Source organism: Rhodobacteraceae bacterium M382 (assembly GCA_025141015.1).
In the GTDB taxonomy this organism is placed as follows: domain Bacteria; phylum Pseudomonadota; class Alphaproteobacteria; order Rhodobacterales; family Rhodobacteraceae; genus Aliisedimentitalea; species Aliisedimentitalea scapharcae.
In genome coordinates this window covers 366,613-385,237 of sequence record CP081098.1, presented here as the reverse complement: position 1 = coordinate 385,237, position 18,625 = coordinate 366,613, and the positions used below count along the sequence as shown (strand labels likewise).

General features: G+C 59.0%; 3 protein-coding genes. All 3 read right to left on the bottom strand.

All coding sequences use genetic code 11. From position 1 onward, the window contains the following. Nucleotides 1–93: 93 nt before the first annotated feature. On the bottom strand, nucleotides 94–1,140 hold the full coding sequence (locus K3727_01740) for a hypothetical protein (GenBank protein ID UWQ91565.1): 1,047 nt from the start codon (nucleotides 1,138–1,140) through the stop codon (nucleotides 94–96). Between the two features lie 1,138 nt (nucleotides 1,141–2,278). After that, nucleotides 2,279–6,433 (bottom strand): hypothetical protein, encoded by a 4,155-nt coding sequence (locus K3727_01735; protein ID UWQ91564.1) that lies wholly within the window; start codon nucleotides 6,431–6,433, stop codon nucleotides 2,279–2,281. A 554-nt stretch (nucleotides 6,434–6,987) separates the two neighbouring features. Then, nucleotides 6,988–18,210, bottom strand: a complete 11,223-nt coding sequence (locus K3727_01730) for a tandem-95 repeat protein (GenBank protein UWQ91563.1) — start codon at nucleotides 18,208–18,210, stop codon at nucleotides 6,988–6,990. Between the last annotated feature and the right edge of the window lie 415 nt (nucleotides 18,211–18,625).

Genomic DNA, 18,625 nt, shown 5'->3' with positions numbered 1-18,625 from the left:
GCGGTAGCGGTATCTGAAACATGTCAACAGCGCCAAATACATGGATCTGGATCAGCTTTTTGTGGAGAGATGTCTGTTAAATAACACGCGACTTCAACCACATACGGTTCGTAAAACAGCTGCCACGATACCTGTTTGCGACCGCAGACCGGACTTCTGGAAAACAGACTTCAATTGCTGGCGCACGGTTGACTCGGCGATGCCATATGTCGCCGAAATTTCAGCAACTGAAAGTCCATCGCAGAGCGCACCGACAGCACGAACCTCTGACTTCAACAGTCCATTCTGCTCTCCAAATGCCTCTACTGCCTTTTGGCGCGAAGTCGACTTCATAAGCACAAGAATGTGTTGAAACGGAGAGGTCAGATCATCATATACGCCCCCGGGCCGCACGAGCCACGATAGATCGCCGGTCCGATAGACAGAGGTGACGCCAGGTTTTGGATTGTCAAAGCTATGCCCTGTAGATGTGGGAGGCGTTTTTGAGCTTGACGTCAAGAAGTCAGGCAAGTCTTCCACGCCAAGCCCCTCATCGATAATAATTTTCTCTGCAAATGAATTCATGACACTATTCGTGCCCCCAGCATTCACCCCGACAATGCCAACTTTCAGATCATCAAAATGGCGCGCCTTTTCATCAAAGTCGCGCCGTGCCGCCGTTTTTTGGGTAAGGACTTCCGCTTCTACGATGGTCGCGATCTCTTGACGTGCCGAAAGAAGACTGGCTTGCGCGTCTGGCCTGTCAATGTCTGTCATGAAGATTCCAACTACTAAAGGCAGTTCTTCAAGCTCGACCGACATAAACACCAAGGAACCATCTTCTTCGGGAAAAACCGACGACGCATCAATAAAATCCTGAAGTTTTCTGTCCCTGGCGACAAGTTGGTTCAACCATACCAATGTGCTGCGCTCGAACTCTTCTGCCAGAGTTTTTTGGTGATGCTGTAGTATCTGTAAAACGATCTCTTTCGTATCGTGTGGAACAGCTTGATTGTATTTTCGACATTTGAGTATATCTGTACGGTCAAGGCGAAAAAGGCAAACACCAGATGCACCCACACGCGCCGCGATTTGGTCGAACAAACCAACCCATACCTGCTTATCTTGCAGGTTTTCATTCTCGAAATATTGGGCGGACATGCCTCAACTCCAAAATGAATCAAATAATACCCTTACTATTGCTCACAGTGTCCCTCTTGGCAATTATTTCGGTCGCTGAATTAAGATAATTCGAGTTTTTCTCCCTGACGGAGATATTGAGGCAGCTTTCAAATTTTTTATTTTTCTACCTCTATCGCAAAAATCGACCCCTTGGCCGCCGCTGGATTTACCTAACGCTGTTACCCGTCCGTGAGACAGAACCGACAGCCAAGCGGCGATTTCCTCTTTCCCAATGGCGCTCAATTCAAACGGGGGATCCCGACCGTGCAAAACCCAAAGATAGGATCATCCGGGCGTTGCGGGTCTGGATTTCGTGGGCTACCCGGCTCAGGTTACGTCCGCTATCTGCTTTGGCGCAACGTCGGGTGCGATCTCCGCTCCACCGTTTTTTGAGCACGCCGTCAAAGGGCATCGGCACGCAAAGGAGCTCTAGCGGCCAAGCCCCCTTTCGGCCACTACCGATAGTCCGAAGGATAGGGCAATGTCGTTAACGTCTCGCTGGATGGTGTGCGACAGCTCGGGCGAATGTCATCGGACCCGCCGGCGGTCTCGGGGCTGGCCTGCCCATATGCCGACAGCCACATCGACAGAGAACCATTGTTTTTGGACCAGGCGGGCGGGCGGTAGTGTTAGGTCACCGATTTCGTCATGCCGCCCTTCTAATCGGCTGAAGTCACCAAATGATCCGTCAGGGCGACACACTCACTATGACAGAGCTAAAAATCCGGGAATCGGCGCTGTATTGCACCTCCAAACCACGTTTGGTGCACCGACATTTCCCATTGGCCTCTTCTCGGGACAATGGCTTGCGATCCGCCTGTTGGGCAATGGGTGCGACGCGGCATAAAACCATAACCCGCTACGGCAGGCTCTAGGCCGATTTTGGCGATCACAAAGTGTGGGAAAATCGGAAACCATCCGCATCCGATCTCAAAACCTGCACCCTGCTGACGGGTTCTGGCCTGGATCCGGACGTTGGCTCTCTCTGGGAAGGGCCTTCCCACGGCACTCTGGCCCAATCGGCTCATACGGCTGTGGAGGGGTGGTAGTGAAGACAGGGGGCCGGAACGGCCCCCTGTACTGTGACCTGATCGGTCGGACGCAGCAGGTTACATCCTCAGATCAACAGATCGAATGTGTCCGTGCCGATCTGGATGTTGATCGCGCTCTGACCGCCGCCATCGACCAGCGCCCAGATGATCTGTTCGGTGGGTTTGTAGATCACGAACGCCTCTTGCACCGTGTCATCGCCCGACCGTTCGCCCACGTCATTGGCGGTATGGGCCAGGTTGACCTGGAAGTCGCCCGCCGTGGCGGGGACACCGCCCCAAAACAGCACGTCGCCTTCGGTGGACAGGTAATCCTGCAGCCAGTCCGATCCGTGGCCCTCGACACCGGCATGGAAGAACTTGTCCGCGCCAGAGCCGCCATTGATCCGGTCGCTGCCAAAGCCGCCATTGACAAAATCATTGCCCGCACCGCCAAACACCAGATCGGAAAACGCCGAGCCGGTGATCACGTCGTCGCCGTCCTGACCCTGCAGGTCATCAACACCCGCGCCACCGGCGATGGTATCGTTGCCCGCCTGACCAAACACCTGGTCGTTGCCCGCGCCCGCGTCCACGCTGTCATCGCCCGCTCCGGCAAAGACCACATCGCGCAGGTCAGCATCCGTGGCCCCGCCCTGAATGGTGTCATTGCCTTCGCCACCGTTCAGCGTATCGGCGCCATCGCCCCCGTTGATGATGTCATTGCCGGCGTTCCCGACCAGACGGTCGTTGTCGCCCAGACCGGTGATCGTGTCGTTGCCTTCGGCCCCGATCAGAACATCGCGCCCCGGTGTCCCCGTCAGGTTCAACGCGCCTGGCGTGATCGGACCTGTGGCAGCGCTGGTGACGCTTTCATCCGTTCCAAAGGTGTCCGTATAGGTGAACACAACCGAAATCTGGCGGCCCACATCGTCGGATGTCAGGGTGTAGGTTTCATTGGTGGCACCCGCAATCGGGGTGCCATCCCGCAGCCATTGTCCGGCTTCGGTCGATTCGTTGATCCCGTCGGCATCCGCAACCCCCGACGTATCCGCAGTGAGCGTATCGCCGCTTTTGGTGCCACCCGAAATCGTCACGGCCCCGGTTGGCAGATCGTTGACATTGGCCACCGCAACCGTCGCCGCGCTGGTCACGGTTTCAGCCGTGCCCGCATTGTCGGTATAGCCAAAGCGGTACGACATCTGCGCCCCCACATCGGCCTGCGTCAGCGCATAGGTCGTCGACGTCGCACCAGCCACCGCGACACCATCGCGCAACCATTGACCCGACAGGGTCGCCGCATTGATCCCATCCGCATCGCTCACACCAGAAGGATCCGCCGTCAGCGTCCCCCCCTGCTCGGCCGTGCCGCTGATCACAACCGCTCCAACCGGCGCATCATTCACATCCGCAACAGCCGACGTCGGCGCGCTGGTTCTGGATTCGTCCGTTCCGAACCCGTCGGTAAAGCTGACGACAACTGTGATGGTTTCCCCCACATCGTCCTGGGTCAGAACATAGGTGCCACCCGTTGCCCCGGGAATATCCACCCCACCGCGCTGCCATTGCATCGAGAGGGTACCCAGACCATCCGGATCCGCAACTGCAGACGCATCAGCGGTCAACGTTCCGCCCTGTGTGGCATCACCAGAAATGGTTGGCTCACCCGTTGCTGGGGTATTGCGCGCCACACCGGTCATGGTCAGGGTCGACCCATCGCTGAGAGTGACAACCCGGTCGCCACTACCGGACGCCGAAAAGGTCACGGCATCCCGCTCTTCGCTGGTCAGGCTCGAGTAATCCAGGCTGTCCTGTCCGACCACAAAATCGGTCACGGTGTCATTGCCCATGCCCATTTCGATGACGATGGTATCGGCACCATCACCGCCGGTCAGCGTATCATTACCGCCGCCACCGTTCAGGGTGTCATCGCCACCACGACCTTCGAGACGGTCAACCCCGTCCAAACCCGACAACAGGTTGTTTTCGCTATCACCCAGCAGATCGTCCGAATTGCTGGTACCGATCAGGTTTTCAACGCCGGTAAAGGTGCTGCCCGACGCATCGCCGCCGTTTGCAGTGCTGTCTTCGAGGTCGATGACCACAAAACCACCACCTTCAAAGGTCGCCGTATCGTTGCCTTCGCCACCATCAAAGTTGTCAGTGCCACCACCGCCAATCAGCATGTCATCTCCGCCCATCCCAAACAGGCTGTTGGAGCTGCTGTTTCCGACGAGCGTATCATTAAAGCCCGAACCCATCAGATTTTCGATGCTGGAGAACGTGTCGCCACGGGCTTCGCCAGTGTTCCTGGATGAATCGCTGAGATCCACCTGAAGCCCAGCGGTTGATTGAGAGTAATCGGCCGTATCCGAACCGCTGCCGCCAGACAGCGTGTCTTCGCCCAAACCGCCACGCAGCGTATCTTCTCCGTTCTGGCCATAGAGCGAGTCGTTGCCCTCACCGCCGTCGATATGGTTGTCAGAACTGTTGCCCCGCAACGTATCGCCAAACGCCGACCCCAGCAGGTTTTCAATGCTGCTATAGGTATCGCCGGCTGCTTCTTCGGTATTGGTCCCAGAGTTGGCAAGGTCCGCCCGAACACCGGTTGTTGCGTCGGCGTAAGAGGCTGTATCCAACCCGCTGTCTCCAAACAGATTGTCTCCGCCAAGACCGCCGTTCAGGAGGTCGTCCTGATCACCACCCCGCAGGGCATCGTTGCCATCGCGTCCGATCAGTTCATCGTTGCCGTCCTCGCCGCGCAGATCATTCGCTCCGGTGTCACCGCGAAGCGTATCATCGAACTTGCTACCCAACAGGCCCTCGACTTCGGAATAGACATCACCGGCTGCATCACCGGTGTTGCCGGAATTGTCCTGCAAGTCGGCGAGCACGGCTGTGCTTGCGTCACGATAGTCCGCATAGTCAGTATTGGCACCACCGATCAAGTTGTCCGCACCTGCACCGCCAACCAGCGAGTCATTGCCCGATCCACCGCTGAGCAGATCGTCGCCATCCTGGCCTTCGAGGCGGTCATTGCCATTGTTCCCGGTCAGGCTGTCATTTCCGCCGCCGCCAAATAGAATATTGCTGCTGCTGTTGCCGACCAAGGCGTCTGAAAAATCAGAACCACGCACCTGGCTTATGGACGAATATGTATCGCCCGCTGCATCGCCTGTGTTCGAGGAGGTGTTGCTAAGGTCAACCCGCAACCCGGTTGCAGATGTGGTATAGGAAGCAATGGATGTGCCACCTGCGCCAAACAACGCATCCGCTCCGGCACCACCTTCCAATTCGTTTGCGCCACCGCTTGACGATCCTTCGCCGTACAGTTCGTCATCGCCGAGGCCGCCAAAAATGCGGTCATTGTCATTGCCACCGCGCAGGGTGTCATTGCCGTCGTTGCCGTTGATCAGGTCGCCGTCATCGCCCCCTTCGATGGAGTCGTTGTCGTCATCCCCGTTCAGTGTATCAATGCCATCCAAACCAAAGATTGTGTCATTGCCACCGCCGCCAGAAATCAGATCGTTCAGGTTCGACCCATTGATCGTGTTGCCGTTGGCGTTGCCGGTCAAAACTTCGCCGCCGAAATCAGCGGGTTGCAATTCGCCGTCAATCACGCGCATCTGCCAAACACCGGCCACACCGGTATTGCCCACCAGCGTTTCCAGGTCCGCAGCCGTACCCAGTTGGTCGCCCGCAGCACCGCCGCTCAGGTAGACTGGCAACCCGTTGTCAGTCACCGCACCCATGTGGAAGGCACCGTTGCTGCCCTGGATGTCAAAATGGCGGAAGATCAATTCGGCATCATTGTCGCCCAGATCCATGATCTCCAACTGGAACGTATTCGGCGTCGTGACGTTGTTGGAGAACCGTCCAATATTGTTCCACGTTACGACAATGGAATCGCGGTCTGGATTGGTGTCAAAATACACCCCCGGATTGGCCCCAGCCGGGAATGTTCTGGTATCCATGTCATCGTTGAACGGTGCGATCGAGAACGGATTATTAAGAAAGGTATTGCTAAAGGACACCTGCGGGTTGGCGGCGTTGAATGTTACCCCGCCGTTTGTTCCGACAAACATTTCCGTAAAGGTCTGACTTCCAAAAACAAAACCGGACTCGAAGATGGCAGTAATGTCAAATGGGCCTTCTTCGTTGTCATCCCCCTGCGCAAGCAGAGTCCCTCCAAATGGCAGCAGCGTGTTATCGGTGACGGGTGTAAACAGGCTCGGGTCAACCATTGCATTCAACTCCTTGTGGCAGCAAAAAAATTCGAAAATCTCGGACATCAAAATCAGCCGCACTTAGTCTACTATGACCAACTCAATCTTTGTCCGACTTTCCAAAACATTAACACAGAATGCACAAAAAGATAGAAAATGTTAACGTAAAGTAACCGCTGCCTGAGCCTGCCGCTTGGTGGGCTGAAACGACACGAACGCCTCCTCATGTCTTCTCGATTGCGGGCGTCTTTCTCGATCAGGTGTCTCGGGCACCGCCGTCAATCTGCCAAAGCAATCTGATCCTCCCAACGGCACCATCACCACGACAGGGAACTTTTTGGCGCGTCGGCATGGACGGTGGTTTGATCACCAGGCCAGGATGATACTCTGCAATATGGTACCACCAAGTGCGACAGAGGCGGGATGTACGCATTCGGTCGCCTCAGGAACCAGCATCCTGACAGCAGCGTCAAAATCGCAAAACCGGGTTTCAAACCCAGGTCAGTCGATCTTCGATATTCATACAGCCATAAAAGGCTGCGCGCCCAAAGAGCACGCAGCCCGAGATCGCATTAGGCCAACAGATCGAATTCTTCTCCGGTCGTCGCAACGCGCAAGATCAACTCTGTTTGGCTGGCTCCATCGACCAGGGTAAAGATCCTTTGACCCGTAGGATTGTAGAGCACGAATGCCTCCTCGATCGCGTCATCGCCGGAGAGAATGCCCAGATCATCAACCGCATTTGTAAAGAATACGGTAAAGTCTGATGCTGTGGCCGCAGGTCCAGCAAAGACCAAGAGGTCGCCTTCGCTGGCGTCATAGTCAGCGATCCAATCCGTACCATGGCCCAGACCATCGAACCTAAAGAACCGATCCGCGCCGCTTCCGCCATGCAGCAGATCGTGTGCAAACCCACCGTTCAGGAAGTCGTCACCATCGCCACCGAACAGAATATCCTGATTGGCACCGCCGCTCAGAACGTCATCACCGTCTTGACCCACCAGGAAATCAGATCCGCCGCCTCCGGAAATCAGATCATCGCCTTCCATACCAAAGACCGTGTCTTGTCCGTTTCCAGACACCACCGTGTCGTCCCCTGACCCTGCAAAGATAAGATCGCTGTCCGCCGAACTGGACGAGAACGAGAATACAAAATCATCTCCCGCCCCGGCATTTATCCTGTCAGATCCGGTGCCACCGTCCAATTCGTCATTGCCCTCGCCTCCGCGCAGGATGTCTGCGCCATCACCGCCCTCCAGGGTATCGCGGCCCGTGTCACCATCAATGAGATCATTTCCAGAACCGCCTTCGATACTGTCATTGCCACCGGAACCTGAGAGCCGATCGTTTTCGCCCAGGCCAAGAACTGTATCGTCCCCGCCGCCGCCGGTCAGGGTGTCCATGTCCGGCGTTCCGGTCAAAAGTTGATTGGTCGCCGTAATGGCATCCGTCTCCGCGGTCCCGCCAGTCTCTGATTTGCCAAGCAAATCGGTAAAGGTCACGGATACCGAAATCTCCGATCCGACGTCTGCCTCGGTCAGGGTGTATGTTTGCTCTGTCGCTCCCGCAATCGCCACCAGATCACGGAACCAGGTATAAACAAAGCTTCCAGCAAGAATCCCTTCGGGATCCTCAATGGCGGACACGTCAGCGGTCAGAACAAATGTTTCCGCTTCAACCCCTGTTAGGGCTACAGAGCCGCTTGGCGCTTCGTTCACATCGTTGACCGCGACGCTCAGGCTGGCCTGGGCATCCGGCGTTGCGCCGACGCTGGTGTCATCCACCGTCACCGTCACGTCGAACTGGTCCTGATCCTCAAAGTTCAGCGTGGTGCCCGCCCGCAGGTACAGAACCCCGCCGTCGATCTCAAACTCGGCCGCATCCGCGCCGCTCAGCCCCAGATCATTGACCCCCAGCGCATCATCCGTCACCGCAATCGTCGCCACCTGGATCCGGCTGCTGGTGTCCGAATTCTCGTCAATGTCGCTCAGCGTCTGCGTCAGCGTCACCGCCGTCGGCGCTTCGTTCACATCATTGACCGAAACGCTCAGGCTGGCCTGGGCATCCGGCGTTGCGCCGACGCTGGTGTCATCCACCGTCACCGTCACGTCGAACTGGTCCTGATCCTCAAAGTTCAGCGTGGTGCCCGCCCGCAGGTACAGAACCCCGCCGTCGATCTCGAATTCGGCCGCATCCGCGCCGCTCAGCCCCAGGTCATTGACCCCCAGCGCATCATCCGTCACCGCAATCGTCGCCACCTGGATCCGGCTGCTGGTGTCCGAATTCTCGTCAATGTCGCTCAGCGTCTGCGTCAGCGTCACCGCCGTTGGCGCTTCGTTCACATCGTTGACCGCGACGCTCAGGCTGGCCTGGGCATCCGGCGTTGCGCCGACGCTGGTGTCATCCACCGTCACCGTCACGTCGAACTGGTCCTGATCCTCAAAGTTCAGCGTGGTGCCCGCCCGCAGGTACAGAACCCCGCCGTCGATCTCAAACTCGGCCGCATCCGCGCCGCTCAGCCCCAGGTCATTGACCCCCAGCGCATCATCCGTCACCGCAATCGTCGCCACCTGGATCCGGCTGCTGGTGTCCGAATTCTCGTCAATGTCGCTCAGCGTCTGCGTCAGCGTCACCGCCGTCGGCGCTTCGTTCACATCATTGACCGCGACGCTCAGGCTGGCCTGGGCATCCGGCGTTGCGCCGACGCTGGTGTCATCCACCGTCACCGTCACGTCGAACTGGTCCTGATCCTCAAAGTTCAGCGTGGTGCCCGCCCGCAGGTACAGAACCCCGCCGTCGATCTCGAATTCGGCCGCATCCGCGCCGCTCAGCCCCAGGTCATTGACCCCCAGCGCATCATCCGTCACCGCAATCGTCGCCACCTGGATCCGGCTGCTGGTGTCCGAATTCTCGTCAATGTCGCTCAGCGTCTGCGTCAGCGTCACCGCCGTTGGCGCTTCGTTCACATCGTTGACCGCGACGCTCAGGCTGGCCTGGGCATCCGGCGTTGCGCCGACGCTGGTGTCATCCACCGTCACCGTCACGTCGAACTGGTCCTGATCCTCAAAGTTCAGCGTGGTGCCCGCCCGCAGGTACAGAACCCCGCCGTCGATCTCGAATTCGGCCGCATCCGCGCCGCTCAGCCCCAGATCATTGACCCCCAGCGCATCATCCGTCACCGCAATCGTCGCCACCTGGATCCGGCTGCTGGTGTCCGAATTCTCGTCAATGTCGCTCAGCGTCTGCGTCAGCGTCACCGCCGTCGGCGCTTCGTTCACATCGTTGACCGCGACGCTCAGGCTGGCCTGGGCATCCGGTGTTGCGCCGACGCTGGTGTCATCCACCGTCACCGTCACGTCGAACTGGTCCTGATCCTCAAAGTTCAGCGTGGTGCCCGCCCGCAGGTACAGAACCCCGCCGTCGATCTCAAACTCGGCCGCATCCGCGCCGCTCAGCCCCAGGTCATTGACCCCCAGCGCATCATCCGTCACCGCAATCGTCGCCACCTGGATCCGGCTGCTGGTGTCCGAATTCTCGTCAATGTCGCTCAGCGTCTGCGTCAGCGTCACCGCCGTCGGCGCTTCGTTCACATCATTGACCGCGACGCTCAGGCTGGCCTGGGCATCCGGCGTTGCGCCGACGCTGGTGTCATCCACCGTCACCGTCACGTCGAACTGGTCCTGATCCTCAAAGTTCAGCGTGGTGCCCGCCCGCAGGTACAGAACCCCGCCGTCGATCTCGAATTCGGCCGCATCCGCGCCGCTCAGCCCCAGGTCATTGACCCCCAGCGCATCATCCGTCACCGCAATCGTCGCCACCTGGATCCGGCTGCTGGTGTCCGAATTCTCGTCAATGTCGCTCAGCGTCTGCGTCAGCGTCACCGCCGTTGGCGCTTCGTTCACATCGTTGACCGCGACGCTCAGGCTGGCCTGGGCATCCGGCGTTGCGCCGACGCTGGTGTCATCCACCGTCACCGTCACGTCGAACTGGTCCTGATCCTCAAAGTTCAGCGTGGTGCCCGCCCGCAGGTACAGAACCCCGCCGTCGATCTCGAATTCGGCCGCATCCGCGCCGCTCAGCCCCAGGTCATTGACCCCCAGCGCATCATCCGTCACCGCAATCGTCGCCACCTGGATCCGGCTGCTGGTGTCCGAATTCTCGTCAATGTCGCTCAGCGTCTGCGTCAGCGTCACCGCCGTTGGCGCTTCGTTCACATCGTTGACCGCGACGCTCAGGCTGGCCTGGGCATCCGGCGTTGCGCCGACGCTGGTGTCATCCACCGTCACCGTCACGTCGAACTGGTCCTGATCCTCAAAGTTCAGCGTGGTGCCCGCCCGCAGGTACAGAACCCCGCCGTCGATCTCGAATTCGGCCGCATCCGCGCCGCTCAGCCCCAGGTCATTGACCCCCAGCGCATCATCCGTCACCGCAATCGTCGCCACCTGGATCCGGCTGCTGGTGTCCGAATTCTCGTCAATGTCGCTCAGCGTCTGCGTCAGCGTCACCGCCGTTGGCGCTTCGTTCACATCGTTGACCGCGACGCTCAGGCTGGCCTGGGCATCCGGCGTTGCGCCGACGCTGGTGTCATCCACCGTCACCGTCACGTCGAACTGGTCCTGATCCTCAAAGTTCAGCGTGGTGCCCGCCCGCAGGTACAGAACCCCGCCGTCGATCTCGAATTCGGCCGCATCCGCGCCGCTCAGCCCCAGGTCATTGACCCCCAGCGCATCATCCGTCACCGCAATCGTCGCCACCTGGATCCGGCTGCTGGTGTCCGAATTCTCGTCAATGTCGCTCAGCGTCTGCGTCAGCGTCACCGCCGTTGGCGCTTCGTTCACATCGTTGACCGCGACGCTCAGGCTGGCCTGGGCATCCGGCGTTGCGCCGACGCTGGTGTCATCCACCGTCACCGTCACGTCGAACTGGTCCTGATCCTCAAAGTTCAGCGTGGTGCCCGCCCGCAGGTACAGAACCCCGCCGTCGATCTCAAACTCGGCCGCATCCGCGCCGCTCAGCCCCAGATCATTGACCCCCAGCGCATCATCCGTCACCGCAATCGTCGCCACCTGGATCCGGCTGCTGGTGTCCGAATTCTCGTCAATGTCGCTCAGCGTCTGCGTCAGCGTCACCGCCGTCGGCGCTTCGTTCACATCGTTGACCGCGACGCTCAGGCTGGCCTGGGCATCCGGTGTTGCGCCGACGCTGGTGTCATCCACCGTCACCGTCACGTCGAACTGGTCCTGATCCTCAAAGTTCAGCGTGGTGCCCGCCCGCAGGTACAGAACCCCGCCGTCGATCTCAAACTCGGCCGCATCCGCGCCGCTCAGCCCCAGGTCATTGACCCCCAGCGCATCATCCGTCACCGCAATCGTCGCCACCTGGATCCGGCTGCTGGTGTCCGAATTCTCGTCAATGTCGCTCAGCGTCTGCGTCAGCGTCACCGCCGTCGGCGCTTCGTTCACATCGTTGACCGCGACGCTCAGGCTGGCCTGGGCATCCGGTGTTGCGCCGACGCTGGTGTCATCCACCGTCACCGTCACGTCGAACTGGTCCTGATCCTCAAAGTTCAGCGTGGTGCCCGCCCGCAGGTACAGAACCCCGCCGTCGATCTCAAACTCGGCCGCATCCGCGCCGCTCAGCCCCAGGTCATTGACCCCCAGCGCATCATCCGTCACCGCAATCGTCGCCACCTGGATCCGGCTGCTGGTGTCCGAATTCTCGTCAATGTCGCTCAGCGTCTGCGTCAGCGTCACCGCCGTTGGCGCTTCGTTCACATCGTTGACCGCGACGCTCAGGCTGGCCTGGGCATCCGGCGTTGCGCCGACGCTGGTGTCATCCACCGTCACCGTCACGTCGAACTGGTCCTGATCCTCAAAGTTCAGCGTGGTGCCCGCCCGCAGGTACAGAACCCCGCCGTCGATCTCGAATTCGGCCGCATCCGCGCCGCTCAGCCCCAGGTCATTGACCCCCAGCGCATCATCCGTCACCGCAATCGTCGCCACCTGGATCCGGCTGCTGGTGTCCGAATTCTCGTCAATGTCGCTCAGCGTCTGCGTCAGCGTCACCGCCGTCGGCGCTTCGTTCACATCGTTGACCGCGACGCTCAGGCTGGCCTGGGCATCCGGTGTTGCGCCGACGCTGGTGTCATCCACCGTCACCGTCACGTCGAACTGGTCCTGATCCTCAAAGTTCAGCGTGGTGCCCGCCCGCAGGTACAGAACCCCGCCGTCGATCTCAAACTCGGCCGCATCCGCGCCGCTCAGCCCCAGGTCATTGACCCCCAGCGCATCATCCGTCACCGCAATCGTCGCCACCTGGATCCGGCTGCTGGTGTCCGAATTCTCGTCAATGTCGCTCAGCGTCTGCGTCAGCGTCACCGCCGTCGGCGCTTCGTTCACATCATTGACCGCGACGCTCAGGCTGGCCTGGGCATCCGGCGTTGCGCCGACGCTGGTGTCATCCACCGTCACCGTCACGTCGAACTGGTCCTGATCCTCAAAGTTCAGCGTGGTGCCCGCCCGCAGGTACAGAACCCCGCCGTCGATCTCGAATTCGGCCGCATCCGCGCCGCTCAGCCCCAGGTCATTGACCCCCAGCGCATCATCCGTCACCGCAATCGTCGCCACCTGGATCCGGCTGCTGGTGTCCGAATTCTCGTCAATGTCGCTCAGCGTCTGCGTCAGCGTCACCGCCGTTGGCGCTTCGTTCACATCGTTGACCGCGACGCTCAGGCTGGCCTGGGCATCCGGCGTTGCGCCGACGCTGGTGTCATCCACCGTCACCGTCACGTCGAACTGGTCCTGATCCTCAAAGTTCAGCGTGGTGCCCGCCCGCAGGTACAGAACCCCGCCGTCGATCTCGAATTCGGCCGCATCCGCGCCGCTCAGCCCCAGGTCATTGACCCCCAGCGCATCATCCGTCACCGCAATCGTCGCCACCTGGATCCGGCTGCTGGTGTCCGAATTCTCGTCAATGTCGCTCAGCGTCTGCGTCAGCGTCACCGCCGTTGGCGCTTCGTTCACATCGTTGACCGCGACGCTCAGGCTGGCCTGGGCATCCGGCGTTGCGCCGACGCTGGTGTCATCCACCGTCACCGTCACGTCGAACTGGTCCTGATCCTCAAAGTTCAGCGTGGTGCCCGCCCGCAGGTACAGAACCCCGCCGTCGATCTCAAACTCGGCCGCATCCGCGCCGCTCAGCCCCAGATCATTGACCCCCAGCGCATCATCCGTCACCGCAATCGTCGCCACCTGGATCCGGCTGCTGGTGTCCGAATTCTCGTCAATGTCGCTCAGCGTCTGCGTCAGCGTCACCGCCGTCGGCGCTTCGTTCACATCGTTGACCGCGACGCTCAGGCTGGCCTGGGCATCCGGTGTTGCGCCGACGCTGGTGTCATCCACCGTCACCGTCACGTCGAACTGGTCCTGATCCTCAAAGTTCAGCGTGGTGCCCGCCCGCAGGTACAGAACCCCGCCGTCGATCTCAAACTCGGCCGCATCCGCGCCGCTCAGCCCCAGGTCATTGACCCCCAGCGCATCATCCGTCACCGCAATCGTCGCCACCTGGATCCGGCTGCTGGTGTCCGAATTCTCGTCAATGTCGCTCAGCGTCTGCGTCAGCGTCACCGCCGTCGGCGCTTCGTTCACATCGTTGACCGCGACGCTCAGGCTGGCCTGGGCATCCGGTGTTGCGCCGACGCTGGTGTCATCCACCGTCACCGTCACGTCGAACTGGTCCTGATCCTCAAAGTTCAGCGTGGTGCCCGCCCGCAGGTACAGAACCCCGCCGTCGATCTCAAACTCGGCCGCATCCGCGCCGCTCAGCCCCAGGTCATTGACCCCCAGCGCATCATCCGTCACCGCAATCGTCGCCACCTGGATCCGGCTGCTGGTGTCCGAATTCTCGTCAATGTCGCTCAGCGTCTGCGTCAGCGTCACCGCCGTCGGGGCGTCATTGACCGCAGCAACAGACACCGTAACAGTGGCCTGATCAGTGGACTGGCCATTGCTGATTTCATAGGTAAAGGATGCGTCACCGGAAAAATCAGCGGTTGGGTCGAACCTGACGGTATCACCAAAGATGGCCACAGTTCCGTTTACAGCCCCGGATACACCGGTCACGGTGGCATCTGGGTCCGCATCAGGGTCATTTGCAAGTAGGTCGGCAAAGGAGATGACCGTTTGAGTATCTTCGGTGCCAGCGACAGTGTCATCGACCGCGACTGCATCGAAAGTGATATCAACTCTTACCTGCGCCGGGAGCGACGTTTCCCCGTCTCCATCGCTGATCTGGACCAGCAGATCCACACTTGCTTCGGGAGTCAGAGAGGTATTCTGATACCGGATGGCGTCCAGAAGCTCGTCAACAATCGATGGCGTTACCAAAAAAGGGGTGTTAAAGCTGATCTGCAGCGGCGATCCATCGCTGCCATCGCTGACAATTGTCCCGACCCTACCCATTGTGCTGTGACCCAGCTGATTCCCGATGAGAAAAAACGTCGGGCCCACAATGCTCAGCTGGTTCTCTGTCCGCACGCGAGACTCGACATAAGAAATCGTCAGCGAACCGCCGACAAAGTCCGCTGAATCGCTGTCCGTGACTGAAACAGAGGCAAAAACGGCCTGTGGCGTGTCCAAAAGATCGCTGCGGTTCACGCCAAATATCGGATCCGGGATGGCAATTTCAGGTGGTTGGTTGGCACCGGGCCCGGTGATGTTGATTGTTACTGGTGCCGACGTGGCGGTTCCAGCCTCGGCATTTTCAAGCGTATACCGGAGGGTCCGTGATAGCGCGGGATCGAGATCGGTTGTCTCAAACGAAATGGCTTCCATGATCTCATCGACCATTGCAAGCGTGACCGTTGCTCCGGTGAAATCAATGACAAGCGCCGATCCATTGCTGCCGCCGGTGATTGTGGCAACAGCAGTACCCGTATGGGAAATCGTTGACCCCGCTACAGTGACTGCACCCTGATCTTCGACGGTCAGCTGATCGCCTGCCTGGGCCGCCCCGGTATGTTCAACGGTCAGCTTGCTACCGTTGAAATTGGTTGTGTCAGCATCGGTGACGGTGATCGATGTATCGATGAACGCAGAGGTCCCGGAAACATTGGCGAAAAGCAGATCAACCTGCGTCGCCAGATCCGAAATAACCGGGGCATCGGCCACCGGGTCAACGTCAACCGTGAACGTGTTCAAGGTCACAGCACCTGCCCCGGTGTCGAGATCAACGGTAACTGTCCGGTTCGCATCGGTCGGATCGTCGCTGGTGTTCACATAGCCAAGGGCCTGACTGAGCAATTGGACGTGTTCGACTGTTCCGCCCAAAGTGCCAAAAAACCCACCAACTTGCGGGACAAGAACCAGTGGATTGCCATTGGACCCACCCGAGGCACTAAAAAATACTGATGCGCCTCCGACAGAAACGCTTACACCTGTTATTGTCGAGCCACTATAAACTGGTGTTACACCTGAAACGCCCGAGGCCGCTGTCAACACGTCTTCGGTTGTTACACCGCCACCCGTGATCGTGACCGTCAGGTTGACAAAATCATTCGGCGTAAAGGTCGGCACCGAAATCTGGGCTTCATCGTCGATCACCTGGATCGGGTCGTTTTCAGTATAGGTGATGGTAAAGTCGGCTGGCGGCGGCGGCGGCGGCGGGGTAATGGCTTCGATCCGGAAGGACTGGGGATCGGTTGTACCGCCATCTCCATCGGATACTGTCAGATCAACGCCACGTGTTGTTTCAGGCGTGCCTGCGATATTGGTATAGGTCAGCGCCTCGATCAGCGCCTCGACAGCATCCGGGGTTGCGTTCGCTCCTGCCAGGTCGACGACAAAGGGCGCTCCGCCTGTTCCGTCACCGGTAATGGTGCCGATCTGATTGCCCAGATGGAACACGGCAGTCCCGACCACGGTGATATCGCCCAAATCGGCAATACCAAAGAATTCGTCGCCAACCAGGAAATCGCCTTCGCCATCGCGCAGGCTGGTGAATTCGATGCGCACCGACCCGCCGTCGAAATCGTTCGAATCCGGATCAATGACGTCCAGCGCCGTATCGATGAAATGCTGCGGTGTTCCCAGGGTGGCAACGTCCAGTTCCACGACTGATTCAAGCCCATCCAGAACCGGGACAGCATTGGCGACAGTAATCGAAACATCCGTGCTGGTTGTGTTGGACGCATTGTCGGCGGCATCGTACACCGTGATGTCGATTGTTCGGGTGCCTGCCCCTGGCATCGTGCTGCCGAATTCCAAAGCCAGCAAAATGTCTTCGATAGCAGCAGCATGAACTGTGCCAACCAAATCAATAATCAGAGATGATCCATTGCTACCATCGTTGCCAACGCGAATTTCGCCGATTTTGGCCCGGCCCTCCGAGTCTGGACCGAAGCTGACAGTGCTGAAAATCTCAGTCGGCAACTGAGCTGCGGGTGGGGTCGGCTGAACAGGCTCGACAATTTCAATTCCGAGTCTGGTGGTTGTTCCCGGAACAATAAAACTCACATCTCGCACCGAAAGCTGATCGCTTGGCACTCCGCCACTGGAATAGGTAACCTCGATACGACCGCCCCCAAAGAGGATCGTGTCAGGGTCTGTGACCGTTGCAACCGGGACGTCGCCGCTGACGTCCCCGAAAAGCAATTGCGCACCGGACAACAGTTCAGCCGAGGTGAATCCGGCCGTTGCCGGGACATCACCAATCGTGGTCGGATCATCGACCGGTGCCACCTGAACAGTGATACGTTCCTGCGTAAAGGACAGAAGATCATCAAACGCCTTGATGGTGATGACTTCGTCACCGCTGAATTCGAATGATGGCAGATAGGTTAAACCGGCCAGTGCCGTATTCACATCTGCGACACTGCCGCTCACCGTTACGCTGCTTGATCCATTGTCTGTCACGGTCCCCGAATTGGCGACGGTGATGGTGCCATCTGCCGTCAGGATCACCGTGACTGCGTCGCCTTCGGCATCAGAAACGGACACCCCCGTCACGTTCACAACGGTGTCTTCATCCGTTTCAAAATGATGCGCCGTGGTCGGGATCACCGCGGGAATGCTGACCACCGGATCGGCATTCGCAGCCGCGTCCGTAATAGTAAATGCGGCTGTCAGCTGGGTCTGCGGTGTATCGGATTTGGTCCAGTTCGACTCGTCCGCAATTGCGGCCAACAAACCTGCACGGGTTCCTGTGGTCGGACCGGAATAGACCAGGTTACCTGTCGGATCTTCGGGATCCGAACCAGCCCCCAGGGCCAGCGCGGTATCGCCCTCGGTCAGCCCCAGCGGCACGCCGGACTGGTTAGGATCGCTGGGGTCTCCGTCCGAGGCTCCACCATCGCTCGAAGAGCCTTGAAAATTGGTCGAATTGGATTGAATCGCAAACAGAAAATTGACGGAATCCGCCTCAATGACCCCAGGTGCCAACTCCGTCCCGGTTGCCTGAAAGGCGAACAATTGATCACCACCAGCAACCTTGCCAGCCAGGTTCAATGCCCCAAACAGCGAGAAATCGCCCAAAATGAACGGGTCGGCAAACTCACTAACATGCGGGCCTGTCACCGAATTCACAACGGTCCCGGCCGCATAGTCCACAGAGGCCGTCCAGGCCTTTACCCCATCAATCCCATTGTCGAGAAACTGATTGCTGCCGCTGCTTGTACCTGCGTCGGTAAAGTAAATGACGGTGCCAGCGGCAACATCAGACATCAACACGAACGAAAAATCGTTGGAGCCGTCACCATTGAAGCCAAGAATGGCGACGCCGCCAGCATTCAATTCGGTCATGTTAAACTCTCCTAAAATTCACTGAATACACATGGTTTTCCGCGATGCTAACGTTCGGCACGGAACGGCGCAACTGCTGTTGTCGACAGCTGTGGTTGCAATGTTCAAATCCACGTGTCCGGACAGCAACAGGCCGCACCCGGACGAAGAGAGGAACAGCGATCGGACAACACACCGGGATCGACCCGCTGGGGGTTTTGCGACGACAACGCCAGAATTCGCACCATCCGTTTGGCCATAGCCTGACAAAGAACACCGGACGACCCCAGGCCGAGATGGCGGACCCAAAACGCCCATTGCCCCGCGGATATCCATAGCATTCTCGAGCCTCCAAATCCGGCGATCTGTGAGAGCTACGCGCACAGTGATGAGCAGGCAAAGACGATGACAAAACCCAAAGGTACACCAAGCTCTC

Excerpts from the sequence above, each read along its gene's own strand:
- K3727_01735 (UWQ91564.1), bottom strand. The coding sequence starts at position 6,433 with ATGGTTGACCCGAGCCTGTTTACACCCGTCACCGATAACACGCTGCTG.
- K3727_01740 (UWQ91565.1), bottom strand. The coding sequence starts at position 1,140 with ATGTCCGCCCAATATTTCGAGAATGAAAACCTGCAAGATAAGCAGGTA.
- K3727_01730 (UWQ91563.1), bottom strand. The coding sequence starts at position 18,210 with ATGACCGAATTGAATGCTGGCGGCGTCGCCATTCTTGGCTTCAATGGT.